Origin of the sequence: Aeromonas sp. R2-1, assembly GCF_040908425.1 — a bacterium.
Lineage (GTDB): Bacteria > Pseudomonadota > Gammaproteobacteria > Enterobacterales > Aeromonadaceae > Aeromonas > Aeromonas caviae.
On record NZ_JBFODR010000017.1, the window covers coordinates 73,084 to 84,755 of the forward strand.

The 11,672-nt window shown below is 64.9% G+C and carries 11 protein-coding genes; 5 read left to right on the forward strand and 6 right to left on the reverse strand.

Annotated elements, in window-relative coordinates; translation table 11 throughout:
* Positions 1-213 precede the first annotated feature (213 nt).
* Positions 214-2,109, forward strand: coding sequence for a PhoX family phosphatase (locus AB5Y80_RS04345; protein ID WP_368172558.1), 1,896 nt, complete (start codon positions 214-216; stop codon positions 2,107-2,109).
* A gap of 224 nt (positions 2,110-2,333) precedes the next feature.
* Here AB5Y80_RS04345 and AB5Y80_RS04350 read toward each other — a convergent pair whose 3' ends face one another.
* On the reverse strand, positions 2,334-4,283 hold the full coding sequence (locus AB5Y80_RS04350) for a MacB family efflux pump subunit (protein ID WP_368172559.1): 1,950 nt from the start codon (positions 4,281-4,283) through the stop codon (positions 2,334-2,336).
* A 2-nt stretch (positions 4,284-4,285) separates the two neighbouring features.
* A complete protein-coding gene (locus AB5Y80_RS04355) occupies positions 4,286-5,443 on the reverse strand; it encodes an efflux RND transporter periplasmic adaptor subunit (protein WP_368172560.1) in 1,158 nt (385 codons plus the stop codon).
* Between the two features lie 148 nt (positions 5,444-5,591).
* Between AB5Y80_RS04355 and AB5Y80_RS04360 the strand changes: the two genes are divergently transcribed.
* A complete protein-coding gene (locus AB5Y80_RS04360; protein WP_323919872.1) occupies positions 5,592-6,272 on the forward strand; it encodes a response regulator transcription factor in 681 nt (226 codons plus the stop codon).
* A 14-nt stretch (positions 6,273-6,286) separates the two neighbouring features.
* Entirely contained in the window at positions 6,287-7,606 is a 1,320-nt protein-coding gene (locus AB5Y80_RS04365) for an ATP-binding protein (protein ID WP_368172561.1), read from the forward strand.
* A gap of 89 nt (positions 7,607-7,695) precedes the next feature.
* Here the strand turns inward: AB5Y80_RS04365 and AB5Y80_RS04370 are convergent, their stop codons facing one another.
* The 3 genes from AB5Y80_RS04370 to AB5Y80_RS04380 form a co-directional block, all read right to left on the reverse strand.
* Positions 7,696-8,106, reverse strand: coding sequence for a DUF6515 family protein (locus tag AB5Y80_RS04370; protein WP_043155330.1), 411 nt, complete (start codon positions 8,104-8,106; stop codon positions 7,696-7,698).
* Between the two features lies 1 nt (position 8,107).
* The gene (locus AB5Y80_RS04375; protein ID WP_041214573.1) at positions 8,108-8,401 is read right to left on the reverse strand and encodes a hypothetical protein; all 294 of its coding nucleotides are present in this window, start codon (positions 8,399-8,401) and stop codon (positions 8,108-8,110) included.
* 146 nt (positions 8,402-8,547) lie between these two features.
* Positions 8,548-9,108 carry a carbonate dehydratase gene (locus tag AB5Y80_RS04380; protein ID WP_010672952.1) on the reverse strand — a complete coding sequence of 187 codons (561 nt, stop codon included), beginning with the start codon at positions 9,106-9,108 and terminating at the stop codon, positions 8,548-8,550.
* A gap of 221 nt (positions 9,109-9,329) precedes the next feature.
* On the opposite strand from AB5Y80_RS04380, the gene AB5Y80_RS04385 reads away from it, so the two are divergent.
* Positions 9,330-9,971: a ribonuclease gene (locus AB5Y80_RS04385; RefSeq protein ID WP_103260771.1), complete on the forward strand. Its 642-nt coding sequence runs from the start codon at positions 9,330-9,332 to the stop codon at positions 9,969-9,971.
* Between the two features lie 203 nt (positions 9,972-10,174).
* Positions 10,175-11,221, forward strand: coding sequence for an NAD(P)H-dependent flavin oxidoreductase (locus AB5Y80_RS04390; RefSeq protein ID WP_368172562.1), 1,047 nt, complete (start codon positions 10,175-10,177; stop codon positions 11,219-11,221).
* 193 nt (positions 11,222-11,414) lie between these two features.
* Here the strand turns inward: AB5Y80_RS04390 and AB5Y80_RS04395 are convergent.
* A partial coding sequence (locus AB5Y80_RS04395) for a hypothetical protein (protein WP_368172563.1) occupies positions 11,415-11,672 on the reverse strand: 258 nt, incomplete at its 5' end.

An 11,672-nucleotide genomic window follows, 5' to 3' on the forward strand; every position in this document is an offset into this window, starting at 1 on the left:
AAGAAGTGCGGATAGGGTTCAACCCTTCTGTCGGCGACATGTTTTTCGGGGCGGTGGGACTGGTGTCCACCGCCCCTTGTCGTTGGCGGTGGCGTCTTGCCGGGCCAGCCGGTTATCTCATCATTTGTCATCCTCGCTTAATAAAGCGCTGCCATGCTCTGGCCGGACGCCGTGATGACGCAATGATTGCGCCGAGATAACAAGGAAAAGCCGATGAGCCGTTTTGACGAGAAAGACAGTGCCAACCACCCCCGCGAGCAGGAGCCGGCGTTCAACCGCCTCATCGAGGCGGGTCTCAGCCGCCGTGGCTTCCTCAAAGGGGTGGGCGCCGCCAGCATGGTGGCCTTCTTTGCCGCGAGCCCCGTGGCCCAGGCCGTGGCCGCCGCAACCCGGCCGCTGCTTGGCTTCCAGGCCGTGCCCGCCTCGGTGGCCGACACCATAGTGGTGCCGCCCGGCTACAAGGCCGAGGTGCTGATCGCCTGGGGAGATGCCCTCTTCCCCGATGCCCCCGCCTTTGCCCAGGGCAATGATGCCAAGGCCCAGGCCCGCCAGTTTGGCGACAACAACGACGGCATGAGCTTCTTCCCCCTGGGCCCGGATCGCGCCCTGCTCGCCGTCAACAACGAATACACCAACTACGAATACCTGTTTGCGGATGGCGGCAAGACCCTCAGTGCAGAGGCTGTCGCCAAGGCCCAGGCGGCCCACGGGGTCTCCCTGGTGGAGCTGGTGCGCATCGATGGCAAGTGGCAGGCCAACCCCAAGGGGGCCTTCAACCGCCGCATCACCGCCACGACCCCCATGACATTGAGCGGCCCGGCGGCGGGCCATGCCCTGCTCAAGACCCAGGCCGATCCCGAGGGGCGCACCGCCCTTGGCACCTTCAACAACTGCGCCAATGGCCAGACCCCCTGGGGCACCTACCTCACCTGCGAGGAGAACTTCAACGGCTACTTCGGTAGCGAGGGCAAGCCGGCGCTGGACCAGCGCGCCGCCCGCTACGGTCTGGCCGCCGAGGATGCGGGCTTTGGTTGGCACAGGTTCGACGAGCGGTTCGATCTCGCGAAGCATCCCCAGGAGCCGCACCGCTTCGGCTGGGTGGTGGAAATCGATCCCCGCGATCCCGCCTCCACCCCGAAGAAGCGCACCGCCCTTGGCCGCTTCAAGCATGAGAATGCAGCCTTCACCGTCAACCAGGATGGCCGCGCCGTGGTCTACCTCGGCGACGACGAGCGGGGGGAGCACATCTACCGCTTCGTCTCGAAGAACAAGGTGGCGCCGGGCAATGACCCTGCCAACCGGGATCTGCTGGACGAGGGCACCCTCTATGTGGCCCGCTTCGAGGCCAGGGAGGGGGAGCTCAAGGGTACTGGCCAGTGGCTGCCCCTGGTGCACGGCGAGCATGGTCTGACCCGGGAGAACGGCTTCGCCGATCAGGGGGAGGTGCTCATCTTCGCCCGGGAAGCGGCGACCCGGCTCGGCGCCACCACCATGGACAGGCCCGAGTGGGTGGCCGTGCATCCCCACAGAGCCGAGGTCTACTGCACCCTGACCAACAACAAGAACCGCGGCCTCAAGGAGAACCAACCTCTCGATGGCGCCAACCCCAGGGCCGAGAACCCCTATGGCCAGATTATTCGCTGGCGCCCGATGGGGGACGATCACGGGAGCGACAGCTTCGAGTGGGATCTCTTCCTGCTGGCGGGCAACCCCGGCGTGCACAAGGAGGGGCTGATGGCGGGCAGTGCCAACATCCACCCGGACAACATGTTCAACAGCCCGGACGGCATCGGCTTCGACGAGGCGGGGCGGCTCTGGATCCAGACCGACGGCGACTACTCCAACGAGAAGCAGTTTGCCGGCATGGGCAACAATCAGATGCTGTGCGCCGATCCCGCGAGCGGCGAGGTGCGCCGCTTCCTGACCGGCCCCGTGGCCTGCGAAATAACGGGCCTCACCTTCACGCCTGACTGGCGCACCCTGTTCGTCGGGGTGCAGCACCCGGGGGAGGAAGGGGCTCCCTCCCATTTCCCGGACGGCGGCACCGCCATTCCCCGCTCCGCTGTGTTGCGGATCACCCGGGACGATGGCGGCATCATCGGCGCCTGATGGCCCGGGGTAACCGCCTGGCCCGTGATGACAAGAGCCGCCTTCGGGCGGCTTTTTTTGTGGGTGTGGCGGGCGGGAGACAAAAAAAGACCGGGTACGGGACCCGGTCAAAGAACCCGCGCATTCAGGGAAGAAGTGCGGGCGTTCAGGCTTGGTGGCGGGGCCGGGCATCGGCCCCCGATCCGGTGTCGGGGTGAGTGGCGTCCCCCCGGCGTCAATGCGGGCTATTCGCGCTCCAGTGCGTGGATGGGATCCAGCCTGGCGGCCCGGCGGGCCGGGGCGAAGCCGAATATTACCCCGATCAGGCTGGCGCAAAGGCAGGCCACCCCCATGGCGGCAAGGGAGTAGCTCATCCGGACGCCACTGCTGAAGTGGTCGAACAGTTGGCCCAGCACCAGGGAGAGGACGATGCCGAGCACGCCCCCCAGCAGGCAGATCAGCACGGCTTCAATGAGGAACTGCTGCTGGATATCCCGGGTCCGGGCGCCGACCGCCATCCGCACCCCTATCTCCCGGGTGCGCTCGGTGACCGAGACCAGCATGATGTTCATCACCCCTATGCCCCCGACGATCAGGGAAATGAGGGCGATGAGAGCGATCAGCGTGGTCAGGGTGGCGCTGGTCTGGCTGATGGTCTGGCGGATGCTGTCGGTGTTGAGCAGGAAGAAGTCCTGGCTGCCGTGGCGCAGGGTGAGCAGGCGGCTGATGCCGTCCTGGGCGGCGTCCAGGCTCACCTCGTCCCGCACCCGCACGCTGATGCTGCGCAGATGGCTCTGCCCCAGCAGGCGGCTCATGGCGGTGGTATGAGGGATCCAGACGTTGAGGGTCTCGTCGCTGCCAAAGCCGCTCTGGTTCTTGATGGCGACCCCGATCACCCGGCAGGGCAGATCCCCCAGCAGGATCACCTGGCCCAAGGGGGGCTGGGTCGGGGCGAACAGCTTGTCCCGGGTGTGCTCGTCGATCACAACCTCCTGGGCCAGGCTCTCCTCGCTCTGGCGATCAAAGCCCATGCCCTGGGCCAGGCGATAGCCCCTGACCTGGAAGAACTGGGCGCCGACGCCGTTGATGGTGCCGGAGACGGCGGTACTGCCAAGACGCAGGGTGGCGCTGGTGCTGAGGCTGGGGGTGACGCTGTGCACGTAGTCCAGCCGGGCGATGGCCTCGGCGTCCCCGATCCGCAACGTCTGTATGGTAGCGGAGCGCATGTCCCCGAAGCCGCGGCCGGGGAACACCTCCAGGGTGCTGGTGCCCATGGCGTTGATGTTCTCCAGCACCCGCTCCCGGGAGCCCTGGCCGAGGGCCACCACGGTCACCACCGAGGCGATACCTATGATGATGCCGAGCATGGTGAGAAAGGTGCGCAGACGCTGGGCGACCATGGCCTTGAGGGCCATCTGCAGGGCATTCCCGAGCCCCGCCATCAGCGGGGTCTTCCCCCTGGCGGACGTCTTGGTGGCGGCCTGGGTCGCCTGGGGAAGGGCCTGTGGCTCGCGCGTGCGGCGATCGGCGATCACCCGGCCATCTTTCAGTTCGATGATCCGCTCGGCGTGGCGGGCGATGTCCATGTCGTGGGTGACGATCACCAGGGTGTGGCCCTGGCGATGCAGAGCTTGAAGGCTCGCCATCACCTCGGCGCCGCTCTGGCTGTCGAGGGCCCCGGTCGGCTCGTCGGCCAGGATCACCTCGCCGCCGTTGATGAGGGCCCGGGCGATGCTGACCCGCTGCTGCTGGCCGCCGGAGAGCTGGCTTGGCTTGTGTTCGAGCCGGCTGGCGAGGCCGAAGCGGGTCAGCAGGGCCTCGGCCCGCTGGCGTCGCTCGGCCGGATCCAGACCGGCGTAGAGGGCGGGCACTTCCACATTGGTGCGGGCATCGAGATCCGCCAGCAGGTGATAACGCTGGAAAATGAAGCCGAAGTGCTCCCGGCGCAGGGCGGCGAGCTCGTCCCGGCTGAGGGTGGCAGTGTCGCGCCCGGCCACCAGATAGGCCCCCTCGCTCGGCTGATCCAGGCAGCCCAGCAGGTTCATCAGGGTGGATTTGCCGGAGCCCGAAGCGCCGACGATGGTCACCATCTCTCCACGGGCGATCGCCAGATCGATGCCATCGAGCACGGTGACGGTGCGCTCACCCTCTTTGAAGTGGCGGCGGATGCCCCTCAGTTGCAACAAGGCGCCCATGGTCACATCCCCATGGGGGGCGGCATGCCCCCGGCGGCGTCGCTCTGGCCTGCGCTCACTTCGCTGACGATGACCCGCTCACCGGTGCTCAGGCCCGACAGGATCTGGGCATCCACCTTGTTGTTCAGGCCGACCTTGACCCGGCGCAGGCTGATCCGGCCTCCGTCGTCGACCACCCTGACCTGATCCCCCTGCAGGGCGATGGCCGGGATCGCCAACGCATCTTTGAGCCGGGCGACCACCAGATAGACCTGGGCCGTCATGCTGATCCTGAGCTGACCGTCCTGGTTGGGGACCTCGAACAGGCCGTGATAATAGATGGCGCTGCTGTCGCTGCTGCTGGTGGTGTCGTCGTCATTGATGGTGTCGGGGGCGGGCTCGATGGCCCGCAGGGATCCCTCGAAGCGGCGCTGGCTGTTGCCAAGAATGGTGAAATAGACCGGCATGCCGACCCGGACGTTGATGACGTCGGCCTCGGAGATCCTGGCCTCCACCGTCATGGTGTCGAGCTGGGCAATCTTGAGCAGGGTAGGGGTGCTCTGGCTGGCGTTGAGGGTCTGCCCCTCCTCCACCGGCATGGCCACCACGGTACCGGAGAGGGGGGCCAGGATCCGGGTATACCCCAGGTTGACCCGGGCTGTGTCCACCGCGATCTCGGCCTGCACCCGCTGGGCGTTGAGGGCCCGGATATCGGCCAGGGTTTCGTCCAGGGTCGCCTTGGCGCTGTCATGGTCGGCCGTGCTGCCAAGACCTCTTGCGACGATCTGCCGCTGGCGATGGTATGCCAGGCGGGCATTGCGAAGGGTGGCCTCTTTGGAATCCAGCTGGGCCTGGAGGTTGTCGCGCTGGGCCAGGGCATCCTTGAGGGCGTTCTGCTGGGGCAGATCGTCTATCTCGACCAGCAGCTCCCCCTGTTTGACCTCCTGCCCCAGAGTCACGTGCAGTTTCTTGATCTGGCCCGACACCTGGGCGCCCACGCTCACCTGCTTGCGCGCCTTCAGGGTGCCGTCCGCCATGATGAGCTGCTCCAGATCCCGGGTCTCGGTACTGGCGGTGATGTAGTCGCTGGCGGGTGCCTTGGCCTGGGGGCGACAGGCCAGCAACAGGGCGAGGGCGCACAGGGGCAGCAGCCAGAAGAGACGAGGGGAGAACGTGGGCATGACAACCTGTATCCTGAATGACGATCACGGCGGCACTCTACCCCAGAGCCGGGTTAAGGCTCTTTGCGCCAAGCGTAAGGGTTTCGTAAAAATGGCTGCCAAGTGCGTGGCAAGCGGCGAAAATGGCCGCCGACAAGGGAGACCGCATATGAAGATCCTGCTGGTGGATGACGATGCCGAACTGGGCGCCATGTTGAGTGAATACCTGGGGGGAGAAGGGTTTGATACCACCCAGGTGCTGACCGGAGGGGAAGGTGTGTACCATGCCCTCTCCGGCCGTTACAGCGCCCTGCTGCTGGATGTGATGCTGCCCGACTTGAGCGGCACCGAGGTGCTGCGCCAGGTGCGCCAGCGCAGCCGCCTGCCGATCATCATGCTGACCGCCAAGGGGGACAACGTGGATCGAGTGGTGGGACTGGAGATGGGGGCCGATGACTATGTGCCCAAACCCTGCTACCCCAGGGAGCTGGTGGCCCGGCTGCGGGCCGTTCTGCGGCGGGTCAACGAGGGGGGGAGCGCAACCCCCTCGCCGGATGCCCTCATCCTGGGGGATCTGACGGTCACCCCGGCCAACCGGGTCTGCCTCTGGCAGGGGGAGCCGCTGGAGCTGACCGCCACCGAGTTCAACATGCTGGTGTTGCTGGTGCGAGCACCGGAGCAGGTGGTCACCAAGGACATCCTCTCCCTGCAAGGGGTGGGGCGCCCGCGGGAGGCCTATGATCGCAGCGTCGATGTGCACATCTGCAACCTGAGGCAGAAACTGCAGCAGAAGGCGGGGGAGGCCGTCACCATAGAGACGGTGCGCAGCATAGGGTACAAGATACGGTGATCCTCAAGGGACGTTTGTTCTGGAAGATTCTGCTGGGGTTCTGGCTGGCCATCGTGCTGGTCAGCCAACTGCTCTGGCTCGGTTTTCGTGCCGAGCGTGCCCCCCCGGAAGAGCACCTGGCCCAGCAGTTGGCGAGCCAGCATCTGGAGATGGCGGCAGCCGTGCTGGCAAAGGGGGGGATCGAGGCTGCGACGGCATTGAGCCAGGCCATGTCGCCGCCGTTGCTGCAGATAACACTCCTTGATGTCTCCGATGCGCCTCCCCGGCCAGCGCCCCGGGCATCCAGGCTGCCAGCCTCCGGAGAACCTGGCCCGGGCAGCGTGCTGACACGCACCGTGATTGCCAGCGACGGGCAGACCTATCTGCTGCAGACCAGAGCGGACCCGCGCGTCCTCCCCGGCGGGCCGGCCCCCGGCCCCCTCTCCTGGCTCAACATTCCCCCGCCCATGCTCTGGATTGGCGGCCTGGGGGGACTCTTGTTCAGCATTCTGTTCGCCTGGCACCTGACCCGGCCCATGAACGCCCTGCGGCGCAGCTTCGATCGGGTAGCCAGGGGGGATCTGGGGGTCAGACTCTGGCCCGCTCTGCGCTGGCGCCGGGACGAGCTGACGGAGGTGGCGAAGGAGTTCGATCTCATGGTGGAGCGGTTGCAGCAGCTGGTTGAGGGGCGCGAGCAACTGCTTCACGACGTCTCCCACGAGCTGCGATCCCCCCTGGCCCGCATCCAGATGGCCATCGGTCTGGCGGAGCAGCGCCCGGAGAAGGCAAGCGACGCCCTGGCGCGGATCCGGCTCGAGACGGAGCGGATGGACAGGATGATAGGGGAGCTGCTGACCCTCTCCCGTGCCGAGCAGGGCCACGGGCTTGAGCAGAGCCACTACGACCTGCTGGCGCTGGTGGAGACCGTCGTCCAGGATGCCAGGTTCGAAGCCCAGCAATCCGGGGTCGAGATAGCGCTCGAGGCGGCGCTGGGGGAGGGTTGCCTCCTGCTGGGGCATGCGGAGCTGATGCGCCGCGCCGTGGAGAACGTGGTGCGCAACGCCCTGCGTTTCTCGCAGTCGGGCCAGATGGTGAGTGTTCGCTTGCTGCGCCTGGGCCAGGAGGTGCAGCTCTCCATCGCCGATCGGGGGCCCGGGGTGGAGGAGGGGAAGCTGGCGGGGATCTTCGACCCCTTCGTGCGCATCGGCTCACCCCGCATGGGCAAGGGCTACGGGCTCGGGCTCGCCATCGCCCGCAAGGCGGTGATTCTGCAGGGGGGCACCATCCAGGCGCGCAATCGCGCACAGGGGGGGCTGAGAGTGACCATGACGCTACCCCTGCATGACCCGTCCTGAGGTACGCGGCTCAGACCCGAGTGGGGTAAAACCCCTGTAATGAAAGAGGGGGCCAAGGCCCCCTGCTCGTATCTGTTCCTCCGTGCGATTCAGCGCAGCGCCGCTGGTGGCGGCACCTCGGTGTAGCGCCCGTCTATTTCTCGCAGGTAGTAGTGACCCTCCCTGACGTAATAGCGGCGGCCATCCAGATCCAGGGGGATGAGCCCTGTCTCTGCCACCACCAGGACCTGAGGAGGCGGGGAGACCACCACATAGTGGTTCTCCTGCCGGCGGTAGAAAATGCCGTCGAGCACATAGTAGGTGAGCCCGGCCAGCAGCAGGGTTTCCACCCCTCCCGGCAGCCGGTCGACGCGGTGGCCGAAGCCGGGACCAGCCCCATGGCCGTACTGCGGGGCAGGGCTCTCCCATCCGCCCGGTCTGCTCATGTTCCCCGGGCCCGCCATGGCGGGCAGGGCGATGGCCATGGCAAGCAGCCAGAGTGAAGGGCGGTGCAGACTCATCTCACTGCCCCTTGAGCGGTGCACCGGCGGGCTGGGGTTTGAGTGGCTGGGGCGGCAGTTCGCGCACGCTGACCGTGACCTCGTAGCGGGTATCCGGCTTGGCGGCATCAATGTTTTTGGACAGCGCCTGGACCAGGACCTGGGGATCCGCACCCTGCTTGCTGGCGTGATAGAGCACTGAGGGGGGCGGTGTCATGGGACCTCCCTGGCGGGCGCCCATCGGGGGCGGCATCTCGCCGGCATGAAGGAGCGTGGTGCCCAGCAGCAGGGCAAGGGCGACAGGATAGCGTGACATGATGATGACTCCATTGATGGGAACGCCCCCATCAAACGCGACGCGTGCGCCCGGCTCAACCACCTTTACACCCTCTTTTCGCCCTCTTTACAGTTGTGACAACGGGCGCCGTGGCGCCCGTTGTGTGTCGTGAACCGCTCACCGGATCAAAACTCGTTGGAGAGCGCCTTGTAACCCCTGACCAGGTCGATGTTGGTGTGAGCCACATCCTCGGAGAACTCGGTGGCGTCCACGGTGACGCGCGGGATCTGCGCTAGATCGCTCTGCTGGTTGATGCGGGTGGTGGAGGGGACATAGAAGCCGGGGGGAATATCGCAGCCATCGACCACGGAGTTGTGGCGCACCACTGACCCTTCGCCGATGTGGCAGTTGAACAACACGCTGTTGAAGCCGATGAAGACCCGGTTACCCACTTCGCAGGGGCCGTGGACGATGCTGCGGTGGGCGATGGAGCTGAACTCGCCGATGGTGACGGCAGCGCCGGATTTGGAGTGGATGACGACGCCATCCTGAATGTTGGAGTTGGCGCCGATGACGATGGGTTCCATGTCACCGCTCTCGTCCACTTCGTCTGCGCGGATCACGGCATAGGGGCCGACAAACACGTTCTCCTTGATGATCACCTTGCCACAGATGATGGCGGTCTTGTCGATATAGGCGGATTCGTCGATAACGGGCAGGTGACCTGAGGGATTCTTGCGGATCATGTTACGTCCTGTTGCTGATGAAATCGGGGAAACGTGGCGCGTCATGAAGGCCCGCCGGAGAGCCAGCTTACGCCTCTGATCCGGCAGGGGAAACCTTTTACTGGTCTGACCCACAGTGAGTAAGGCCATTTTGAGCGATTGTTCTTTGACTTCCTGTTATGGGAGCATGAGGGCGCAAAATGGGGCGCCACCGGGTGCAAAGAGATGAGGGGGAACGAGAGATGAAGCAGGTCATGGTATGGCTGGTGGGGTCGCTGTTGTGGATCTCCGCCGCCCAGGGCAAAGGCTATGCGGGGGAGTTTGACTATTACGCCATGGCACTCTCCTGGTCGCCCGAGCATTGCGCCATCAAGCCAGGGGATCGGGAGCAGTGCGCCCGCAAGCTGGGGTTCGTGCTGCATGGGCTCTGGCCCCAGTATCAGCGTGGCTACCCCGCCAGCTGCACCCGCGAGCGGCTGGATGCGGACATGGAGCAGCAGTTTGCCGGGCTCTACCCCAGCCGCTTCCTCTATCGCCATGAATGGGAGAAGCACGGCACCTGTTCCGGGCTGAGCCAGGAGGCATTTCACCAATTGGCCAGCGATCTGCGCCAGAAGGTGAAGATCCCGGCCGCCTATCAATCGCCGGAAGAGCCGCTGCGCAAAAACAGCTTCCAGCTCAAGGCCGATCTGGCGAGTGCCAACGAGTGGCTGGCCCCCGATAACATCACGGTGGCCTGCGCTGATGGAGGCCGTTTCCTGCGGGAGATCTACATCTGCATCAACCAGCAGGGGACGGATGCCGTTCCCTGCTCCGACGAGATGCAGAAGCGGGAGCGCCGCTCCTGTGGCCAGCCGGACTTCCTGCTGCGCAGCGTGCGCTGACACCTCACGTTCGGGCCCTTCGCGGGCCCGATGTGCAATGAACCTCAAGGAGCCTGATGGATGAAAGCCAAGGCAGGATATCTGGCCGGGAACTGGACAGGCGATATCGCCAGACGACGTGTCAGCACGTCAGGTGCGCTCTGCCGACTCAACCCGCCTCTGGCGCACAGGCAGACTCACCATCAGAAACAGGAAACCGTCATATGACGCTCTTTGCCGAACTGGGGATGCGCTATCCCGTCATTCAGGCCCCCATGGCGGGCGTGCAGAACAGCGCCCTGGCGATGGCGGCGACCAGTGCGGGGGCACTGGGCTCCCTGCCTGCCGCCATGCTGAGTGGTGCCGAGCTGCGCCAGGAGCTGAGCCGCCTCGCCGCCAGCGGGCCGGGTCCATACAACATCAACTTCTTTTGCCATCGGCAGCAGGAGCCGGAACCGGCAGCGGAGCAGCGCTGGCGCCAGGTACTGTTACCCTATTACGCCGAGTTCGGGGTGGATGCCGCAGCGCCGTCGCGAGCCCCCTCTCGGGCCCCCTTCAATGACGAGCATGCGGCCCTGCTTGCAGAGTTCAGACCTGCCGTGGTCAGTTTCCACTTCGGCTTGCCCGAGCCCGAATTGCTTGCCCAGGTAAAAGCCACAGGCGCAAAAGTGTTTGCCAGCGCCACCACGGTGGCAGAAGCGCAGTGGCTTGCTGACCACGGAGCCGATGCCGTCATCGCCCAGGGGCTGGAGGCGGGTGGCCATCGCGGCCACTTCCTGAGTGAGGATCTCAGCTTGCAGCAGGGCACCTTTACCCTTCTACCACAGGTAGTGGCGGCAGTGGATCTGCCTGTCATCGCCGCCGGGGGCATAGTCGACGGCAAGGGGATCAAGGTTGCCTTGACACTGGGGGCCAGCGCAGTCCAGATGGGAACGGCGTTCCTCTGTTGCCACGAGGCGACGACCTCGTCCCTGCACCGTGCGGCTCTGCAGGGGAGGCATGGCCAACACACCGCACTGACCAATCTGTTCAGCGGCCGTCCGGCGCGGGGGATAGTCAACCGCTTGATGCGGGAACTCGGCCCCCTTTCGGTGCTGCCGCCAGACTTCCCGTATGCCAGCGGCGCATTGGCTCCGTTGCGTGCCGCAGCCGAAAAGGCGGGTGACAGCGGTTTCTCGCCACTCTGGGCCGGGCAGAACATATCGGGTTGCCGCTCCATGGCGGCAGCCGAGCTGATCGCTGCTTGGGTTGCTGAGGCAGGACTGGTCTGAGCGTCACTTTGCGATTCTCTTCCTTTATATGTGGATTGATATGGTCAGCAACCCTTCGAAGAGGAGACGGGCAGAGAGGAACGGGAGGTAATAGGGTGCAGAATGAGCCCTTTCTGGGTTTGCCCTGTGGGTAAGTCTGTATAAAAACTGTGTTTTGATATGAATAACTAAGAATTGGCATTTTTTTGCAATTTTATTGCGATGAGAGCTTGCCAATGTGCTCTATGTCTCTATAATGCGCCTCCATCGACAGGGCAAGCGGCAACGCAAACAACCATGTCGGTAACCTCGAAAAGCCTTTGCAAATAAGGCTTGACTCGAGAAGGCGGTTGAGTAGAATGCCACTCCCGCAGCAGCAAAAGCTGCGTCGCTCTTTAACAATTTGAATCAAGCAATCTGTGTGGGCACTCACAGCATCGAGCATCAAAAACAATTTTTGATTTTCAATGTC